At 59.2% G+C, this 17862-nt stretch carries 20 protein-coding genes; 14 read left to right on the forward strand and 6 right to left on the reverse strand.

Annotated features, from left to right (window positions below; all coding sequences use genetic code 11):
- Positions 1 to 162 precede the first annotated feature (162 nt).
- Entirely contained in the window at positions 163 to 1776 is a 1614-nt protein-coding gene (gene nadB / locus D7241_RS18830; RefSeq protein WP_408102807.1) for an L-aspartate oxidase, read from the forward strand.
- Here nadB and D7241_RS18835 read toward each other — a convergent pair.
- Together D7241_RS18835 and D7241_RS18840 are read right to left on the reverse strand one after the other, a co-directional pair.
- Positions 1745 to 2200, reverse strand: coding sequence for a protein YgfX (locus D7241_RS18835; RefSeq protein ID WP_408102808.1), 456 nt, complete (start codon positions 2198 to 2200; stop codon positions 1745 to 1747). The genes nadB and D7241_RS18835 overlap by 32 nt on opposite strands.
- On the reverse strand, positions 2184 to 2438 hold the full coding sequence (locus D7241_RS18840) for a succinate dehydrogenase assembly factor 2 (protein WP_255981439.1): 255 nt from the start codon (positions 2436 to 2438) through the stop codon (positions 2184 to 2186). The genes D7241_RS18835 and D7241_RS18840 overlap by 17 nt, the downstream gene beginning before the upstream one ends.
- 153 nt (positions 2439 to 2591) lie before the next feature.
- On the opposite strand from D7241_RS18840, the gene D7241_RS18845 reads away from it, so the two are divergent.
- From D7241_RS18845 to D7241_RS18855, 3 genes are all read left to right on the forward strand, one after another.
- A complete protein-coding gene (locus tag D7241_RS18845; protein WP_408102809.1) occupies positions 2592 to 3539 on the forward strand; it encodes a YgfZ/GcvT domain-containing protein in 948 nt (315 codons plus the stop codon).
- A 35-nt stretch (positions 3540 to 3574) separates the two neighbouring features.
- The gene (locus D7241_RS18850; protein WP_408102810.1) at positions 3575 to 4411 is read left to right on the forward strand and encodes an HDOD domain-containing protein; all 837 of its coding nucleotides are present in this window, start codon (positions 3575 to 3577) and stop codon (positions 4409 to 4411) included.
- A gap of 190 nt (positions 4412 to 4601) precedes the next feature.
- Positions 4602 to 5123, forward strand: coding sequence for a DUF4142 domain-containing protein (locus D7241_RS18855; protein ID WP_408102811.1), 522 nt, complete (start codon positions 4602 to 4604; stop codon positions 5121 to 5123).
- 24 nt (positions 5124 to 5147) lie between these two features.
- Here D7241_RS18855 and ung read toward each other — a convergent pair whose 3' ends face one another.
- A complete protein-coding gene (ung, locus tag D7241_RS18860) occupies positions 5148 to 5843 on the reverse strand; it encodes a uracil-DNA glycosylase (protein WP_408102964.1) in 696 nt (231 codons plus the stop codon).
- 241 nt (positions 5844 to 6084) lie between these two features.
- Between ung and D7241_RS18865 the strand changes: the two genes are divergently transcribed.
- Both D7241_RS18865 and D7241_RS18870 read left to right on the forward strand, forming a co-directional pair.
- The gene (locus D7241_RS18865) at positions 6085 to 7329 is read left to right on the forward strand and encodes an ABC transporter substrate-binding protein (protein ID WP_408102812.1); all 1245 of its coding nucleotides are present in this window, start codon (positions 6085 to 6087) and stop codon (positions 7327 to 7329) included.
- Between the two features lie 262 nt (positions 7330 to 7591).
- Complete coding sequence (locus D7241_RS18870; RefSeq protein ID WP_255981429.1) at positions 7592 to 8413, forward strand: enoyl-CoA hydratase; 822 nt, start codon at positions 7592 to 7594, stop codon at positions 8411 to 8413.
- A 1-nt stretch (position 8414) separates the two neighbouring features.
- Here the strand turns inward: D7241_RS18870 and D7241_RS18875 are convergent, their stop codons facing one another.
- Positions 8415 to 8795, reverse strand: coding sequence for a hypothetical protein (locus D7241_RS18875; protein WP_408102813.1), 381 nt, complete (start codon positions 8793 to 8795; stop codon positions 8415 to 8417).
- Positions 8796 to 9122: 327 nt separating this feature from the next.
- Between D7241_RS18875 and rsxA the strand changes: the two genes are divergently transcribed.
- The 8 genes from rsxA to D7241_RS18915 all read left to right on the forward strand — a co-directional run bounded on the left by rsxA (position 9123) and on the right by D7241_RS18915 (position 16106).
- Positions 9123 to 9707: an electron transport complex subunit RsxA gene (gene rsxA / locus D7241_RS18880; RefSeq protein ID WP_408102814.1), complete on the forward strand. Its 585-nt coding sequence runs from the start codon at positions 9123 to 9125 to the stop codon at positions 9705 to 9707.
- On the forward strand, positions 9704 to 10279 hold the full coding sequence (rsxB, locus tag D7241_RS18885) for an electron transport complex subunit RsxB (RefSeq protein ID WP_408102815.1): 576 nt from the start codon (positions 9704 to 9706) through the stop codon (positions 10277 to 10279). The genes rsxA and rsxB overlap by 4 nt, the downstream gene beginning before the upstream one ends.
- On the forward strand, positions 10276 to 12570 hold the full coding sequence (rsxC, locus tag D7241_RS18890; RefSeq protein WP_408102816.1) for an electron transport complex subunit RsxC: 2295 nt from the start codon (positions 10276 to 10278) through the stop codon (positions 12568 to 12570). The genes rsxB and rsxC overlap by 4 nt, the downstream gene beginning before the upstream one ends.
- 79 nt (positions 12571 to 12649) lie before the next feature.
- A complete protein-coding gene (gene rsxD, locus D7241_RS18895; protein WP_408102817.1) occupies positions 12650 to 13678 on the forward strand; it encodes an electron transport complex subunit RsxD in 1029 nt (342 codons plus the stop codon).
- Position 13679: 1 nt separating this feature from the next.
- The gene (gene rsxG / locus D7241_RS18900) at positions 13680 to 14450 is read left to right on the forward strand and encodes an electron transport complex subunit RsxG (RefSeq protein WP_408102818.1); all 771 of its coding nucleotides are present in this window, start codon (positions 13680 to 13682) and stop codon (positions 14448 to 14450) included.
- Complete coding sequence (locus tag D7241_RS18905) at positions 14447 to 15160, forward strand: electron transport complex subunit E (RefSeq protein WP_408102819.1); 714 nt, start codon at positions 14447 to 14449, stop codon at positions 15158 to 15160. Before rsxG ends, D7241_RS18905 begins: the two co-directional genes overlap by 4 nt.
- A gap of 19 nt (positions 15161 to 15179) precedes the next feature.
- Positions 15180 to 15818 carry an endonuclease III gene (gene nth, locus D7241_RS18910; RefSeq protein WP_408102820.1) on the forward strand — a complete coding sequence of 213 codons (639 nt, stop codon included), beginning with the start codon at positions 15180 to 15182 and terminating at the stop codon, positions 15816 to 15818.
- A gap of 108 nt (positions 15819 to 15926) precedes the next feature.
- Entirely contained in the window at positions 15927 to 16106 is a 180-nt protein-coding gene (locus D7241_RS18915; protein ID WP_255981411.1) for a PA3496 family putative envelope integrity protein, read from the forward strand.
- A 42-nt stretch (positions 16107 to 16148) separates the two neighbouring features.
- Here the strand turns inward: D7241_RS18915 and gloA are convergent, their stop codons facing one another.
- Complete coding sequence (gene gloA, locus D7241_RS18920; RefSeq protein WP_122165468.1) at positions 16149 to 16541, reverse strand: lactoylglutathione lyase; 393 nt, start codon at positions 16539 to 16541, stop codon at positions 16149 to 16151.
- A 98-nt stretch (positions 16542 to 16639) separates the two neighbouring features.
- Entirely contained in the window at positions 16640 to 17857 is a 1218-nt protein-coding gene (locus D7241_RS18925) for an argininosuccinate synthase (protein WP_408102821.1), read from the reverse strand.
- Positions 17858 to 17862 lie beyond the last annotated feature (5 nt).

The following is a 17862-nucleotide window of genomic DNA, read 5'->3' on the forward strand; positions in this document are numbered from 1 at the left end:
AGCCGCCCACGCATTGATGGCCAGCCGGCTTGCATCCACAACTGTGTATAGAGACGGACTTGCAAAAAAAGTTCCAAGGCATCAGCCACATAAGACATGGGCTGCTATTTTGCAGGGGGAAGCACTCTATATACTAGGGTCATCTTCAACGCGAGATCCGAAATGAGCCAACATTATCAGTACGACGTTCTTGTCATCGGCAGTGGCGCCGCGGGCTTGACGCTGGCACTCAACCTACCGACCGACCTCCGCGTCGCGGTACTGAGCAAAGGTGACCTGGCCAACGGATCGACGTACTGGGCTCAAGGCGGCGTCGCTGCAGTGCTGGACACCACCGACACGGTTGAATCCCATGTCGTCGACACACTCATCGCGGGCGGCGGGCTGTGCAAGGAAGAAGCCGTGCGCTTCACGGTCGAACACAGTCGCGAAGCCATTCAATGGTTGATCGAACAAGGCGTTCCCTTCACCAAGGATGAAGCGGATCGGGAGGATGGCAGCTTCGAGTATCACCTGACACGTGAAGGCGGGCATAGCCACCGCCGCATCATCCACGCAGCCGATGCCACCGGCGCAGCGATCTTCAATACGCTGCTTGCACGCGCTCAGGACCGACGTAATATCGATCTGTTGCACCAGCGCGTCGCCGTCGATCTGATCACCGAGCGCAAGCTAGGCTTGAGCGGCAAGCGCTGCCTTGGCGCTTACGTGCTGAACCGAGGCACTGGCGAAGTGGATACATTTCAAGCGAAATTCGTCGTTCTAGCGACCGGCGGAGCCGCCAAGGTGTATCTCTACACTAGTAACCCGGACGGCGCGTGCGGCGACGGCATCGCCATTGCCTGGCGCGCGGGCTGCCGGGTCGGCAATCTGGAGTTCAACCAGTTCCACCCCACCTGCCTTTACCACCCTAAGGCAAAGAGCTTCCTTATCACCGAGGCATTACGCGGCGAAGGCGCCTTGCTCAAGTTGCCTGATGGCGAACGTTTCATGCCGCGCTTCGATGCTCGTGCTGAGCTGGCTCCGCGAGATATCGTTGCCAGAGCGATAGACCATGAGATGAAGCGACTAGGTGTCGATTGCGTTTATCTGGACATCAGCCACAAGCCTACGGAATTCATCAAGAGCCATTTTCCCACGGTCTACGAGCGATGCCTGGAGTTCGGCATCGACATCACACGCGAGCCGATTCCAGTAGTACCCGCAGCTCACTACACCTGTGGCGGCGTTGTCGTCGATCAGTCCGGAAGGACCGATATACCAGGGCTCTACGCAATTGGCGAAACCAGTTTTACCGGGTTGCACGGCGCCAACCGCATGGCCAGCAACTCGCTGCTGGAATGCTTCGTCTATGCCCAATCAGCCGCCCAACATATGCTCAGCGAGCTGCCGGATATAGAAGCGCCAGGCAACCTGCCGACCTGGGACGCCAGTCAGGTCACCGATTCGGACGAGGACGTGATCATTGCTCATAACTGGGATGAGCTGCGACGGTTCATGTGGGATTACGTCGGCATCGTCCGAACCAACAAGCGACTCATGCGCGCACAGCATCGGGTGCGCTTGCTGCTTGGTGAGATCGACGAGTTCTATAGCAATTACAAAGTCAGCCGCGACCTGATCGAGCTGCGGAATCTAGCCATGGTAGCGGAGCTGATGATCCGTTCAGCGATGCAGCGCAAGGAAAGCCGAGGGCTGCACTACACCCTGGATTACCCTGAGCAGTTGCCCGACGCGGTGGATACTATTCTGGTGCCGCCCACCTACGTCGACTGAACTTCAACCTGACCCGTAGGCGCCGATGCTGTTCGGGCGGCATCGAGCCTCTGGGAATGCAGATCCCACGAACGAGCCATTCGCCTGGCACCTTGAAGCGCAGCACTACAGCCAGCGGCAACGCGAGACTGTCAGGGCGCAGCTGGACGGGTTGCCAGCCAGCACGCCGACTCCATAGCGACCAACCCTGCTGATCCTGGCGCAAGCCGAGCCAGGACGAATCGCGGGAAAGCAGGATGCGAGAAGGTATCGCCCAGCCAGCATGCAGCAGGCAAAGCAGCAAACTGAGAGATTGAAACCAGAACGGGATTGGCAGCGCCAACAGGGTAACGATGGCCACTAGCAGCACCGTCACATAGAGTGCCAACAACAGGCTCGAAGCCTGCCAGCGGCATTCGAATGTCTGGTTACTTGGGCTGGACACGATCGAGAATCATCCGAACGATGTAGCGCAGATCTTCGTCATCGGGCTCGGAGCGCTCCATGAACCAGCCAAACATGTCCTGGTCCTCGCAGCTCAACAACTTGCGGTAGCGGCGCTGGTCTTCTTCATCCAGTTGCGGGTACACCTCTTTAACGAAGGGCACCAACAAGACGTCCAGCTCGAGCATGCCACGGCGGCTTTGCCAGAACAGGCGATTGAGTTCGGATTGTTCGACCATGACATGCTCCTGAGTTGAAGCCCGACATTATAACGGTGGCGCAGCGGGCCGGCACGTCTGTCAGCAAGCCAGAGCAGAGTGGCACTTGGCGCACGCTGTGTTTTGCCAACGCCCTGCTATGATGCCTGTCCGGAATTTTCACGGCGACCAGTCATGACCGACACTGCTTTTTTCTGCGTCCTGTCGCATGAGGGCGTTCTGGCCGTACGCGGCCCGGACGCCAGCAAGTTCCTGCAGGGACAACTGACCTGCAACCTCAATTACCTCGACGCTCAGCATTCGAGCCTCGGTGCACGTTGCACCCCCAAAGGGCGTATGCAGTCGAGCTTCCGTATCCTGCCGGAAGCCGACGGTTATCTGTTGGCGATGGAACGCGAACTGGTGCAAACGCAACTCGCGGACCTGACCAAATATGCGGCATTTTCAAAATCCAAACTGTATGACGAGAGCACCGAATGGGTCCGCTTCGGGCTCAATGCAGGCGATGGCGTTCTGGTCAACCTCGGCCTGGATCTTCCGCCAGAAGCCGACAGGATGGTCACCGCGCACGGACTGATCGCCATCCGCCTTCCGGATGGTCGTGCCGAGCTCTGGGTCCGTGCAGTAGACGCCGAAACCATCCGCTTGCGGCTCAGCGCTCAGCTTCCCGAAGCACCGCTTGAACATTGGCTAATGGCACAGATTCGCGCGGGGATCGGACAGGTCGTCACCGGTACCCGGGACCTGTTCATTCCGCAGATGATCAACCTTCAGGCGCTGGGTGGCGTCAGCTTCAAAAAAGGCTGCTATACCGGCCAGGAAATCGTTGCGCGGATGCAGTATCTCGGCAAACTGAAGCGCCGCCTGCATCGCCTTGCCGCTGAAAATGCCGAGGCGGAATTGCCCGCTCCAGGGCTAGAGCTGTATTCACCCGTTCACGGCTCCAGCGTGGGCGAAGTGGTCCTCGCGGCAAGCGTCGACGGCGCATTGGAACTGCTTGCCGTGCTGCAGGAGGACGCCGCGGCCGACGGTCGTATATTCCTCGGCTCACCGGATGGTCTGCCGCTGACCTTGCTCGACCTGCCATACATGCTAGACGCGGCCCAAGAAATCCAGCGCTAGCCACGCCCAACACAGAATCATTAATAAGGAAAGACATGAGCACCCTTGCCGATAAAGTCCAGCATGAATTGATGCAGGCAATCGAAAACGACGAACTGGTTTTGCCGACACTTCCGGAAGTAGCACTACGTGTCCGCGAGGCAGCGGAAGATCCAGACGTGAGCATTCCGATGCTAGCCAAGGTGATCGGCAACGACACCGCCCTTACCGCTCGCATCATCAAGGTCGTCAACAGCCCTTTACTGCGTACCAATCGGGAAATCAACGATCTGCAGATGGCGATCAGCCGTCTTGGCATCAACTACACCTCGAACCTGGCAACCGGCCTCGCCATGGAGCAGATGTTCCAGGCCACCACCGACGTGGTGGACCGTAAAATGCGTGAAGTTTGGAACAAAAGCACCGAGATTGCCGCTATCAGCCATGTTCTTTGCCGCAACTTCACGCGCCTTCCCGCTGATCAGGCGACACTGGCCGGGCTCGTGCATCAAATCGGTATACTGCCGATCCTGACCTACGCCGAAGAACACAGTGCGTTGCTAAGCGATTCAATCAGCCTCAACCATGTGATCGACCGGATCCATCCAGTCATCGGCGAGAAAATTTTGCGTACCTGGGAATTTCCAGACCCGATCGCCACGGTTCCTGGCCAGCACCTTAATTTTTCTCGCGTGTCGGACAAGGCCGACTACGTGGATATCGTCCAAGTGGCGACCCTGCAGAGCTACAGCGGTACATCGCACCCCTATACGCAGCTGGATTGGAATCAGATTCCCGCGTTCGCCAAACTAGGGATCGATCCGAACTCCCTAATGCAGGAAGACGAAGACCTGTCGGCGGCCATGGACGCGGCCATGAGCATGCTGCAATAAACCCTTCGCGGGTGCCCGCTCAGCACCCGCTCGCCTCCCCCCTTCTCGACCGCTCGCCGGGTGCATGGAACCGCTATTGCGCGCTCCAGTCACAAAAAAATAGACGGCGTTCCTGCCGCATCTCGCTAGTGCACCCAGGGCCATGCCTTCGGCGCCGCACAAGCTTGCCGGTTAGATGAAGGAGAACAAGATGACTCGCACAACCAAAGCATTTTTATCGGGTACCGCTGCATTGTTATTTGGTGTAGCCGCGAACTTTGCGCTGGCAGCCGAAGGTGAGAACTTCGTTGACGAGGCCTCCGCGAAGGGCATGGCGGAAATCGAAACTGCCAAGCTTGCGCTGGATAAAGGCACCTCCGAGGACGTCAAGACATTCGCCCAGAAAATGATCGATGACCACACCAAGTCGAATCAGAAACTTGCCGAACTGGCCGGGCAGCATGACGATCTTGAGATGTCTGACGAAGCCATGTTGATGGACAAGGCCAAGGCCATGATTCTAAAGCTGCGTGACGGCGAGAATTTCGACGAAGCCTATGCTAATAACCAGGTTGTCGCTCACGAGCAGACTATCGAGCTGTATCGCGAATATGCGCAGAATGGCGAGAATGCCGAGCTCAAGCAGTTTGCCGAATCGACTTTGCAGGAGCTTGAGCAGCATCTGCAGCATGCCAAAGAGCTTGCTTCCAAGCACGGCGGGAAACAGCAATAAGGCGGCGGCACCTGGCGCCAGGTGTCAAACTTCGGCCGGCAACTCCCAGCCGATCGGTGCCAGGCCTTGCTGCTTCAAAAACTGATTAGCCCGACTGAAATGACCATTACCAATAAAACCTCTATGCGCCGACAGAGGCGACGGATGTACCGATTTAAGCAGTAGATGCCTGGTCGGATCGATCAGTTTGGCCTTACTCTGCGCATGCGCGCCCCAGAGCATGAACACCACGTTTGGCCGTTGCTCGCTCACCACTTCGATGATTCTGTCGGTCAGGCGTTGCCAGCCCATCTTCGCATGTGATCCCGCCGCCCCTTGTTCCACAGTGAGCGACGTATTGAGCATCAGCACGCCCTGATCTGCCCAATGCTGCAGATAGCCATGGCGAGGAATAGCCAGATTCAGGTCGCGTTTTAGCTCCTTGAAGATGTTTTGTAGCGACGGCGGTGGCGCCACACCCGGCTGCACCGAAAAGCATAACCCGTGCGCCTGCCCGGGGCCGTGATAGGGGTCTTGCCCGAGAATGACCACCCGGACCTGCTCCAGCGGTGTCGAATTCAGCGCATTGAAAATCAGCGGCCCCGGCGGATAGATGACTTTCCCTGCCGCTTTCTCGCGCCGCAGAAATGCGCCCAACTCCTTCATGTATGGCTGCTCGAACTCTTCTTGCAAGGCCGCCTTCCAGCTGGCTTCGAGTTTGACGCGGTCATCTTGTGTCATAGCGCTTTCCTGGTCCGCCGAGTCGCCGACCCTAAGGAAAGGAAACCGACGAGTCAATGCGTGGCCCCACGCAACCCTCTGCTTCTTGTCCCAACTGCAGCCGACAATTCTCTCAAAAATGTCGTACGCCGCACGCCTGTACATAAGGCCTTTGCCTACGACTAATTAACGGGTGACGAATAGCCGCAGGGCACGGTAAAAAAGCGTCTCGCCAACAAAAAAATACAACAAGGATCCTGCGATGAAACGGACTACCCTCTTAGCTCTGGGGTTGGGTTTCTGTCTTGCTGCTGAAGCTGCCGACCCGATTACCCTCGGTCTCAACTATCCCCGTACCGGCAGTTACAAGGAAGAAGGCCTTTCGCAGATGCGCGGCGCATTGCTGGCCATCGACGAAATCAACGCTAAAGGCGGCGTGCTGGGCCGGCCATTGAAACTTTCCAGCCGCAACTCTGCATCGCGACCGGAGAAGGCCGTGGCCAACGTCGACAAGCTGGCTGACGAAGGGGCCGCTATGCTGTTTGGCGGCGTCTCGAGCGCGGTCGCCATCGCGGCCGGCAAACGTGCCAAAGAGCGCGGCTTGCTTTACTTCGGCACCCTTACCTATTCCAACGACACGACCGGCAAGGACGGTCATCGTTACATGTTTCGCGAATGCAACAATGCCTGGATGAGCGCGCAGGTGCTGGGCCAGTATTTGAACAAGAACCTGCCGAACAAGCGCTATTTCTATATCACCTCCGATTACACCTGGGGCCATACCAGCGAAAGCTCGCTGCGCCAGGCAACCGGTACACAGGACAAGAGCAAGCATCCTGGCCTCAAAACAGCATTTCCCGGAGCACGTCTCTCGGATTACCGCGAAGCGTTGACCCAGGCGGCCAATAGCGATGCCGAAGTTTTAGCGCTGGTACTGTTCGGCGAAGACTTGGTACGAGCGATGCGGATCGCCGATGACCTGGGCTTAAACAAGAGGATGCAGATCGCTGTACCCAATCTGACGTTGAGCATGGTCGAAACCGCAGGCCCAGACATTATGCGCGGCGTGCTGGGCACCGAACCGTGGACTTGGCGGGTACCGGAGCTGGAAGGCTCGGCTGCCGGGCAGAAGTTCGTCGAGAATTACGACGAACGCTACCAAACTCACCCGTCCAGCTCGGCTGCATCGGCGTACAGCATCGTCTATCAGTGGGCCGATGCAGCGACCCGCGCCCGCAGTCTGGATAGCGAACAGATCATCGCGGCGCTCGAAGGCCATCGCTACAGCCTGCTTAAAGACGAACAGGAATGGCGCGCCTTCGACCACCAGAACGTGCAGACGGTATACGCCGTCAAGGTCAAGCCACGTGAGGAAGTGCTCAAGGACCGCTTCAAGCAGGACTACTTCGAAATCGTCCATCGACTGACCGGTGAGCAAGCCGCGCCGACCCATGCCGAATGGCAGGCCGAGCGCCGTACAGCCGGCCAGACACTGGCACTGCAATAAGCCGCAGACAGGGTGGCACTGGACAACCCAGTGCCACCCTAACGTTTCGCCGGTCCGACTCCCCTGCACGCGGAATATGGAAGCATCCATATCACCGCGCCAATCGCCTCCTCCCCCGCCCAACGCCGCATTCGCATACCAGCCAAGGCACCGCCACTGAACTAGCGTATCGCGCAGATGCCATGAGCGCCTGAAACGCACAGGCCATTCGCGAATCTGATGCAGACAAGTACGCATTTGACCCCCGACGAGGAAGATGACCATGAGCACTACTGCAGTTGAACCTTACAAGTCCGGGGTCTTCGACCTGACCCATAAGCTGACAGTGGAAAAGCACGGACATACCGCGCTAATCACGATCAACCATCCGCCCGCCAACACCTGGGACCGTGAGTCGCTCATTGGTCTCAAGCAAGTCGTCGATCATCTGAACCATGATGACGAGGTTTACGCGTTAGTAATCAGCGGCCAGGGCGAAAAATTCTTCAGCGCGGGGGCCGACCTCAAACTCTTCGCCGATGGCGACCGCACCCGCGCGCAGGAGATGGCGAGGCGCTTCGGCGAAGCGTTCGAAGCACTGCGTGAGTTTCGCGGCGTATCGATAGCGGCTATCAACGGCTTCGCGCTCGGCGGCGGGCTCGAGTGTGCGTTGGCCTGCGATATCCGCATCGCCGAACAACAGGCACAAATGGGCCTGCCTGAAGCGTCGGTCGGCCTGCTGCCATGCGCGGGCGGCACCCAGGCGCTCGCCTGGCTGGTGGGCGAGGGTTGGGCCAAGCGGATAATCCTCTGCGGCGAGCGAATTACTGCAGATACTGCGTTACGTATCGGTTTGATAGAACAGATCGTAGAGCCCGGCGAAGCCCGCGGACATGCATTGTTGTTAGCCTCGCGTGTGGCTCGTCAGAGTCCGGTCGCGGTGCGCGCGATCAAACCGCTCATCGACTCGATGCACACCCGCGGCCCAGCCACCCTTGCTGCGAAAGAACGCGAAGCCTTCGTCGATCTATTCGAGGCTGACGACACGCTCGAAGGCGTCAATGCATTTCTGGAAAAGCGCGACCCGCGTTGGAGAAACCGGTAGATCACGTTTCGCTCAGAATGACGCTGCCGATCTTAATGACGATAGCCTCGGTTATTGAAGTCGCGATGCTGATGCATCCGGTAATCGCGGCCGTCACGAACCAGCGGCGGCCGCCCGAAATTCCGATCATCGTGATTCCAACGATGAGGACGATCGAACCCCGAACGCCGGCCGTTGTTCGAGCCCTGTAGCTGATTAATCGCTCGGCGGCGGTCATTGTCCCAGCGTTGCCGGTCAGATCCACGGTGCCGGTCGTAATACTGCGGTGGCAACTGACCCTGATAGCGCGGTGGCAGGTTTTGTTGATATTGCCGATGCTGCGGATATGGGCTTCGCGGGTCGTACTGATACGAACGACTGTCGACGCGATAACTACCGCCATCCGGTTGGTAGAACCATACGCCGCCGCGCGAGTCGGCGTACGTCTGGGTGCCCAGCCCTAGGCCAAGCAACAAAACCAAGATTCGAATCTTCATCGAGCACCTCCAACAGCCGCTCTGCCTGAAAGCTGCGACCTCACCCCATAAGACCACAGCAAATAGCCACCTGACGATCGAGCGGACAGTCGGTGCATTTCCACATATGTCAGCGCCCCGCCTCGTCCCGTGCGGCATACCTCAGGCACCCGCGGCTTGTATGGCCACCGTCGCTTCCCGATAATAGCGGCCTTTTAGCTCGGGCTCATGCAGAGCACCTCAGGAACCTCGCGATGACCGAACTCGCCCTGATCATGGTTAGCGCCATTCTGGTCAACAACTTCGTGCTGGTGCAGTTTCTCGGTCTGTGCCCATTCATGGGCGTATCGAAGAAGATCGAGACCGCTATCGGCCTGTCGCTGGCGACGACCTTCGTCTTGACCCTCGCAGCGATGTGCAGTTACCTGGTTCAGCAATACGTGCTCAAGCCGCTGGATCTCGAATTTCTGCGCACCATCAGCTTCATTCTAGTAATTGCCGTCGTGGTGCAGTTCACCGAAATGGTAGTGAACAAGACCAGCCCGCTGCTGTACCGCGTGCTCGGCATTTTTCTGCCATTGATTACTACCAACTGCATCGTCTTGGGCGTCGCCCTGCTTAACGCCAACAAGTCGGAATTTACCTTCCTTACCGCCACGGCGAACGGCTTCGCCGCAGGTGTCGGTTTTTCCCTGGTGCTGGTGCTTTTCGCCGCCATGCGTGAGCGCATCGCGATTGCCGACGTGCCCAAATCCTTTCAGGGCGCGGCGATTGGCATGATCACCGCCGGTTTGATGTCGCTGGCGTTCATGGGCTTCTCTGGGTTGATCAAGCTATGAGCCTGGTCATGATTGCGGTGCTCGCCTTGCTCGCGCTGTGCCTGGTATGCGGCGCGATTCTCGGCTTTGCCGCCGTGCGCTTTCGTGTCGAGGGCGATCCGATTGCTGAACAGATCAACGCTTTGTTACCACAGACCCAGTGCGGGCAGTGTGGCTATCCGGGCTGTAAGCCTTACGCCGAAGCGATTGCCGGCGGCGACAAGATCAACAAATGCCCACCGGGCGGCGAGTCGACGATCCAGGCGCTGGCCGACCTGCTCGACGTCGAGCCCGAGCCGCTCGATGCCGTCGAAGGTGAAGTCCCGCCCCGCGTCGCTTATATCCGTGAGGCCGAGTGCATTGGCTGCACCAAGTGTATTCAGGCCTGCCCGGTCGATGCGATCGTCGGGGCGGCGAAGCAGATGCACACAGTCATCGTCTCCGAATGCACCGGTTGCGACCTATGCGTCGAGCCCTGCCCGGTGGATTGCATCGACATGATCGAGGTTGGAGGCAACCTGCAGAGCTGGAAGTGGGACCAACCGCTGACACCAGGCCAACTGATTGCCAGCGACCGGGAGCAGGCTGCATGACCTCATTGAACGTCTGGGACATTCACGGCGGCATTCATCCGCCTGAGCGCAAGGCTCTGTCCAACCGCACGCCGATTCAACAGATGCCATTGCCCGCACAGTTGGTCGTACCACTCGCCCAGCACTTGGGTACGCCGGCCGAGCCGTGCGTGATGCTCGGTGAGCGTGTACTCAAGGGGCAGCGAATCGCAGAGGCCAATGGATTCGTTAGCGCGCCGGTTCACGCACCAACCTCCGGCACAGTCAGTTTCATCGGGCCGCAACCCTACCCGCATGTATCGGGGATGCTGAGTGCCGCCATCGTCATCGACAGCGATGGTCAGGACGAATGGGTCGAGCGGCAACCGCATGCCGAATACGCTCAACTGCCGCCTGCCGAACTGCTGGAAATCATCCGCCAGGCCGGTATTAGCGGCTTGGGCGGCGCGGGCCTCCCCGCAGCGGTCAAGCTGAGTGCCCCGTCGAGCCAGAAGATCCGCACACTCATCATCAACGGCACCGAATGCGAGCCCTACATCACTGCCGATGACTTGCTGATGCGCGAAAAGGCCGCCGAGCTGGTGGCCGGTATCGAAATCCTTGCGCATCTGATCCAGCCGGAGCAGGTGCTGATCGGCATCGAAGACAACAAGCCCGAGGCCATCGCTGCCGTGCAGGCGGCGGTCGGCGGGCGTCCTTACTTGGTGAAATCTTTCCCGACCAAGTACCCATCCGGCGGTGAGAAGCAGCTCATTCAGATACTTACCGGCGAGGAGGTCCCCAGCGGCGGTCTGCCTGCCGATATAGGCATGCTCTGCCAGAACGTCGGGACCTGTGTCGCCATTCATGACGCAGTCCTGCTCGGCAAACCCTTGATTTCCCGAATTACCACCCTGACCGGCGAAGCGCTGGGGCGGCCGATGAACGTAGAGGCTCTGATCGGTACGCCGGTGGCCGAGCTATTGGCCTTCGCGGAACTGGACAGCAGCAAGCTCAATCGCCTGATCATGGGCGGTCCGATGATGGGCTTCACCCTGCCATCGACAGACGTGCCGCTGGTCAAGACCACCAATTGCCTGCTTGCTAGCACCCTGACCGAGCTGCCGCCACCGCCGCCCGCCCTGCCATGCATTCGCTGTGGCGAGTGCGCCGAGGTCTGTCCGGCGAACCTGCTGCCCCAGCAACTGCATTTCTTCGCCTTGGGGCAGGAGCATGAACAACTCAGGGCTTATAACCTGTTCGATTGCATCGAGTGCGGCGCCTGCGCCTATGTCTGCCCGTCGAGCATTCCGCTGGTGCAGTATTACCGCTCGGCCAAGGGCGAGATTCGTGCGCTGGAGCAGAAGCAGCAAAAGGCCGAGCACTCCAAACAACGGTTCGAACTGCGCCAGGAGCGCTTGCGGCGGGCCGAAGAGCAAAAGGAAGCCGATCGCAAAGCCCGCGCCGAGCGCGCTGCACGCGCCAAGGCGGCTCAAGCGGAAACCAGTTCTGTGCCCAGCCAGGACGACCCGGTCGCCCGCGTTCAGGCACAGAAAGCCGGCCTGTCCGAGCAGCAAAAGAAACTCAAGATCGAAGCCAGCATGGCGCAGGTCGCACTGAAGAAAGCCGAAAAGCAGCTCGCCGTGCATGCGACCGCGGAGCTGGAGGCACAGGTCGCCGAGTTGCGCATCGTTGCTATGAGCGCACAGAAGGCGTTGGATGACGCCAATGCAGCCGCGCCGCCGGCCGAAACTGCTACAGCACCCACCCTGGCCACCAACGACGCCGCGAAAAAAGCGAAGATCGAAGCCGCCATGCTTCGCGTCCAGGCTCGCAAGCTTGAGAAGCTCGAAAACCGCGATGCAGAACAAAATTCCGAGCTGAGCCGCCTTCAGTCGCAGCTGGCCGAGGCTGAAAAAGCGCTTGCTTTGACAACCGCAAACACTTCGGCGCCTGCCACCAAGACAGCCGGCGATGAGGCCCTGAAGAAAGCCAAGATCGAACTGGCTATGAAGCGCGCCGAACTCAAAAAAGCCGAGAAGGCTGGTGCCGAAGAAGCCGAGCTGAGCAAACTGCGTGATGGCCTGGCCAGCGCCGAGCAAGCATTGCATGACGCAGAGGCGAATTCCGGCAAACCCCTTCCTGAGCTGATTCGCAACGACAAGCGCCCTGTGAATGACCTGACCCGCACGCTCAAAACCGACGTCGCCTTCGCCCGCGCCGATTTGCGTAAGCTTGAACGCGATACAGACAGCGAAACCAGCGCCATCGAGGCCGCGCGGACACGCCTGAGCGAAGCCGAGCGCAAGCTGCAAGAACACACTGATTCGTAAATAGCTGCGCCGTCAGCGTAGCTATCCGAGGGCGACAGACGCTACACCGTCCCCCGCACAGCATTTGACCGGAGAGCCAATGGCCCTGCCCCGCATCACCTCACCGCATACCAAAGGCAGCAACCGCACCCAGCGGGTCATGCTGCTGGTATTGGCCGCTACCCTGCCGGGCGTGCTCGCACTGATCTGGCTATACGGTGCAGGCACTCTAATCAACCTGATCTGGGCCACTGTCGTGGCGCTCGGCTGCGAGGCGCTGGTCTTGAAGCTGCGTCAACGCCCCGTGCAGTTCTTCCTGCGTGACGGCAGCGCGCTGGTTACCGCCGTGCTGCTGGCGCTGGCGCTCCCTCCTTATTCACCCTGGTGGCTGACGCTGATTGCCACCGGCAGCGCCATCGTTTTTGGCAAGCAGCTCTATGGCGGTCTTGGGCAGAATCCTTTCAACCCAGCGATGATCGGTTACGTGGTGGTGCTGGTTTCGTTCCCGATCGAGATGACAACCTGGCCAATCCCGCACAGCGTCGGGCTGGTCGACGGTCTGCAGCACATCCTTGGCATCGCCTCGCTACCAGACGGCTGGTCACAGGCCACCGCACTCGATGTACTCAAAGTGAACAAGAGCCTGACGATCGACGAGCTCTGGGCCAGCCCGGCCTTTGGTCACTTCGGTGGCATCGGTTCAGAAGTGGTCAATCTGGCGTTCCTTGCCGGCGGCCTGTTTCTATTGCACAAGCGGCTGTTCAGCTGGCACGCACCGGTGAGCATGCTCGCGGCGCTGGCCCTGATGAGCCTGTTGTTCTGGAACGGTTCTGGCTCCGATAGCCACGGCTCTCCCTTGTTTCATTTGCTTAGCGGCGCAACCATGCTTGGCGCGTTTTTCATCGTCACCGACCCGGTGAGCGGCGCAACCAGCAACCAGGGGCGCCTGATCTTCGGAGCCGGCGTCGGCATTCTGGTCTATGTGATTCGCGCTTGGGGCGGCTATCCGGACGCCGTCGCGTTCGCCGTGCTGTTGATGAACCTGTGCGCGCCGACCATCGACTACTACACCCGCCCGCGCACCTACGGCCATCGCAAGGCCGAGCGCGGCTTCAAGCTGGGCGAATGACATGATCCTTCCTGAACTCAGCCGCTCAATGCTCAAGAACAGCCTGGTGTTAGGTCTGTTCGCCGTGGTGACCGTGGGCGCGGTGACGCTACTGCAGCAATTCACCGCCGAACGCATCCAGGCGTCGGAACGCGCAGCACAGCTGCGTGCCCTGAACGAAATCCTGCCCAGAGACAGCTACGACAACCAGCTCCTCGACAACAGCGTCGCTGTGCATGATCCCCTGCTGGGGACCAAGGGACCGTTGCCCGCTTATGTCGCGATCAAGAATGGCAAGCCCAGCGCAGTGATTCTCCAAGCCATCGCGCCGGATGGATACAGCGGCGCGATACATTTGCTCGTCGGCGTACATACGGACGGACGAGTTGCCGGCGTGCGTGTAGTGGGTCATCGCGAGACACCCGGGCTTGGCGACAAAATCGAGCTGGCGAAGAGTTCGTGGATTCGCAGCTTCGAGAACCGGTCACTCGGCAATCCCGACGAGTCCGACTGGGCAGTGAAGAAGGATGGCGGTGACTTCGACCAGTTCGCTGGCGCCACCATCACTCCCCGCGCCGTTGTCGGCGCGGTGCACCGAGCCCTGAAATATTTCGACGCGCATAAGGCCGAGCTGCTCGGCGCGTCAACTAGACCGATAGCGCCCGAAGATGCGCTGGAAAACGCAGCGGAGCCTGCCGAAACGACAACCCATTCGCGCGCAGGCGCCGCCGCGACCCGTGACGAGTTGCAGGTCACCGACCCGCAGCCCGAGCAGAAAGGCAATACACCATGAGCAATCCCAGCTACCGAGAACTGAGCATCAACGGCCTGTGGAAAAACAACCCGGCACTGGTCCAGTTGCTAGGGCTCTGCCCGCTGCTCGGGGTCAGCAACTCGGCGGTCAACGCCCTCGGTCTCGGTCTGGCCACCGCGCTGGTCCTGATCTGCTCGAACATCGGCGTGTCGCTGGTGCGCGGCGTGGTCAACACCGCCGTGCGCCTGCCGGCTTTTGTGATGATCATCGCCGCGCTGACGACCTGCATCGAGCTGCTGATGCAGGCCTACACCTATGAGCTGTATCAGATTCTCGGCATCTTTATCCCGCTGATCACCACCAATTGCGTGATCCTTGGCCGTGCCGATGGCTTTGCCGCCAAGCACAACCCGCTGATTGCAGGCTTCGATGGCCTGCTGATGGGGCTGGGTTTCGCGCTGGTGCTTGTGGTGCTGGGTGGCGTCCGCGAACTGGTCGGCACCGGCGCACTGTTCGCCAATATGCATCTGCTGTTCGGCCCAGTCGCCGCGGACTGGCAGCTGACCCTGTTCAGCGACTACAAGGGGTTTCTGCTGGCAATCCTGCCGCCCGGTGCATTCATCGTACTCGGCCTGTTGATTGCGCTGAAAAACCGTATCGACGAGAACCTCGCAGAGCGCGCCAAGGCGATACAGCCGGACGCGCCGGTACAAAGCCGTCGCGTTCGCGTCACCGGAGTGATCGAATGATGCTGGATGGAACGCTGTAATGAATGCTGCAAAACGACTGGAAATCTTTCGCCGTTTCCACGAAGACAATCCCGAACCGAAGACCGAGCTGGCATACAGCACGCCGTTCGAGCTGTTGATCGCAGTGATCCTGTCCGCCCAGGCCACAGATGTTGGCGTCAACAAGGCAACCGCCAAGCTCTACCCGGTCGCCAATACACCGGCAGCCATCTATGCACTCGGCTACGACGGCCTGTGCAGCTACATCAAGGCCATCGGTCTCTACCCGAGCAAGGCCAAGAACGTGCTCGAAACCTGCCGCATCCTGATCGAGAAGCACGGCAGCCAGGTACCGGACAACCGCGAAGATCTCGAAGCCCTGCCAGGCGTAGGCCGCAAGACCGCCAATGTCGTACTGAACACGGCCTTTCGGCAGTTCACCATGGCAGTCGACACGCATATATTCCGGGTCGCCAACCGCACCAATATCGCGCCAGGCAAGAACGTGCTGGAGGTCGAGCGACGACTGATCAAGTTCGTCCCGAAGGATTACCTGCTCGACGCCCATCACTGGCTGATCCTGCATGGCCGCTACGTCTGCAAGGCGCGTAAGCCTCAATGTGGCAGCTGTCGGATCGAGGACCTCTGCGAGTACAAGCACAAGACTTCCGACGATTGATTGACCGGAGCAAAAACCTATCGGCTGATTGAAAAAATCTTTTTTACGACTTTCTCTTTTGTCGCTATAAGGTGCGCCAACAGCGCGCCTTAGCCGTGGAGTAGATAAGTGTCCGAGAAAGAAGATATCCAGATTGAAGATGACTTCGTCGCCGAGGACGAAGACGATACTGCAGAAGCTCCGGTTGAAGTGGCCAAAACCAACCTGACCAAGCGCCGCATTATCGACAATTTGCTTGAAGAGCGTCGTTTGCAGAAGCAACTCAACGAGTTCGACTTTGACCTCTGACTGAAAAAGCCCCGTAAATGGGGCTTTTTTGCGCTCGGACCTTCAGTCCCGACGTGACGGTGACAGCAATTCAACCTTGTATCCGTCCGGGTCCTCAATGAACGCCAGGATGCTGGTGCCGTGCTTCATTGGTCCTGGCTCGCGGGTGATCTTGCCGCCACGGCTGCGAATGTCTTCGCAGGCCTTGTAGACATCTTCCACCTCCAGCGCGATATGGCCGTAGCCATCGCCCAGATCATACTTCTCGACGCCCCAGTTATGGGTCAGCTCCAGCACGCTGTTATGCGCTTCGTCGCCGTAGCCGACAAACGCTAAGGTGAACTTGCCTTCCGGATAATCCTTGCGGCGTAGCAGCGTCATGCCCAGCACTTCGGTATAGAAGGCAATGGATCTATCCATATCGCCTACGCGCAGCATGGTATGCAGCAGTCTCATGGTGTGTTTCTCCTCATTCGGCCAGGCTCGTGTCTGTGCAGAAAGCATAACCCCGACACATGGCCGGGGTTATGGTCGGACGCGGCGCAGCTGTTGTTTTAGAACTGCGTCCGGCCCTTGTTCGCGGCAATGCGCATGCGCAGTGCGTTGAGCTTGATGAAGCCGCCCGCGTCAGCCTGATCGTAGGCGCCGGCATCGTCTTCGAATGTAGCGATATTGGCATCGAACAACGAATCGTCGGACTTACGGCCGGTAACGATGACATTGCCTTTATAGAGCTTCAGACGTACCACACCGTTCACATTGACCTGCGAGGCATCGATCATTTGCTGCAGCATGCTGCGCTCAGGACTCCACCAGTAGCCGTTGTAGATCAGGCTGGCGTACTTGGGCATCAGCTCGTCTTTCAGATGCGCGACTTCACGGTCCAGGGTGATCGACTCGATGGCGCGATGGCCCTTGAGCATGATGGTGCCGCCGGGGGTTTCGTAGCAGCCGCGCGACTTCATGCCGACGTAGCGGTTCTCGACGATATCCAGACGACCGATACCGTTCTCGCCGCCAATCTTGTTCAGGTAGGTCAGCACTTCAGCGGGCGTCATGTCCTTGCCGTCGATGGCGACGATATCGCCCTTGCGGTAGGTCAGCTCGATATAGGTCGGGGTGTCCGGTGCGGCTTCCGGTGACTTCGTCCAGCGCCACATGTCTTCTTCATGCTCGGTCCAGGTGTCTTCCAGCACGCCGCCTTCATAGGAGATGTGCAGCAGGTTGGCATCCATGGAATACGGCGACTTCTTCTTGCCGTGGCGCTCGATCGGGATGGCGTGCTTCTCGGCGTAGTCCATCAGCTTCTCGCGCGACAGCAGATCCCATTCACGCCAGGGCGCAATGACCTTGACGCCCGGCTTCAACGCATAGGCACCCAGCTCGAAACGGACCTGATCGTTGCCTTTGCCGGTCGCGCCGTGGGAGATGGCGTCGGCACCGGTCTCGTTGGCAATCTCGATCAGGCGCTTGGCGATCAGCGGGCGGGCGATGGAAGTACCCAGCAGGTATTCGCCTTCGTAAACGGTGTTGGCGCGGAACATCGGGAAGACGAAATCGCGGACGAATTCTTCGCGCAGGTCGTCGATGTAAATTTCCTCGACACCCATGGCCTTGGCCTTGGCGCGTGCTGGCTCGACTTCTTCACCCTGACCGAGGTCGGCGGTGAAGGTCACCACTTCGCAGTTATAGGTGTCTTGTAGCCACTTGAGGATCACCGAGGTGTCCAGGCCACCGGAATACGCCAGGACTACCTTCTTTACGTCGGCCATTGCCA

The sequence above is a fragment of the Stutzerimonas sp. VN223-3 genome (genome assembly GCF_045999685.1).
Taxonomy (GTDB): domain Bacteria; phylum Pseudomonadota; class Gammaproteobacteria; order Pseudomonadales; family Pseudomonadaceae; genus Stutzerimonas; species Stutzerimonas stutzeri_AR.

Bases quoted from the DNA above. Each gene is read 5' to 3' on its own strand.
- D7241_RS18875 (WP_408102813.1), bottom strand. From the start codon at position 8,795: ATGGCGGTAGTTATCGCGTCGACAGTCGTTCGTATCAGTACGACCCGC.
- D7241_RS18850 (WP_408102810.1), top strand. From the start codon at position 3,575: ATGAGCACCCTTGCCGATAAAGTCCAGCATGAATTGATGCAGGCAATC.
- D7241_RS18845 (WP_408102809.1), top strand. From the start codon at position 2,592: ATGACCGACACTGCTTTTTTCTGCGTCCTGTCGCATGAGGGCGTTCTG.
- rsxG (WP_408102818.1), top strand. From the start codon at position 13,680: ATGATCCTTCCTGAACTCAGCCGCTCAATGCTCAAGAACAGCCTGGTG.
- D7241_RS18870 (WP_255981429.1), top strand. From the start codon at position 7,592: ATGAGCACTACTGCAGTTGAACCTTACAAGTCCGGGGTCTTCGACCTG.
- nadB (WP_408102807.1), top strand. From the start codon at position 163: ATGAGCCAACATTATCAGTACGACGTTCTTGTCATCGGCAGTGGCGCC.
- D7241_RS18840 (WP_255981439.1), bottom strand. From the start codon at position 2,438: ATGGTCGAACAATCCGAACTCAATCGCCTGTTCTGGCAAAGCCGCCGT.
- D7241_RS18865 (WP_408102812.1), top strand. From the start codon at position 6,085: ATGAAACGGACTACCCTCTTAGCTCTGGGGTTGGGTTTCTGTCTTGCT.
- D7241_RS18905 (WP_408102819.1), top strand. From the start codon at position 14,447: ATGAGCAATCCCAGCTACCGAGAACTGAGCATCAACGGCCTGTGGAAA.
- D7241_RS18925 (WP_408102821.1), bottom strand. From the start codon at position 17,857: ATGGCCGACGTAAAGAAGGTAGTCCTGGCGTATTCCGGTGGCCTGGAC.
- ung (WP_408102964.1), bottom strand. From the start codon at position 5,843: ATGACACAAGATGACCGCGTCAAACTCGAAGCCAGCTGGAAGGCGGCC.
- rsxD (WP_408102817.1), top strand. From the start codon at position 12,650: ATGGCCCTGCCCCGCATCACCTCACCGCATACCAAAGGCAGCAACCGC.
- D7241_RS18855 (WP_408102811.1), top strand. From the start codon at position 4,602: ATGACTCGCACAACCAAAGCATTTTTATCGGGTACCGCTGCATTGTTA.
- gloA (WP_122165468.1), bottom strand. From the start codon at position 16,541: ATGAGACTGCTGCATACCATGCTGCGCGTAGGCGATATGGATAGATCC.
- rsxB (WP_408102815.1), top strand. From the start codon at position 9,704: ATGAGCCTGGTCATGATTGCGGTGCTCGCCTTGCTCGCGCTGTGCCTG.
- rsxC (WP_408102816.1), top strand. From the start codon at position 10,276: ATGACCTCATTGAACGTCTGGGACATTCACGGCGGCATTCATCCGCCT.
- nth (WP_408102820.1), top strand. From the start codon at position 15,180: ATGAATGCTGCAAAACGACTGGAAATCTTTCGCCGTTTCCACGAAGAC.
- rsxA (WP_408102814.1), top strand. From the start codon at position 9,123: ATGACCGAACTCGCCCTGATCATGGTTAGCGCCATTCTGGTCAACAAC.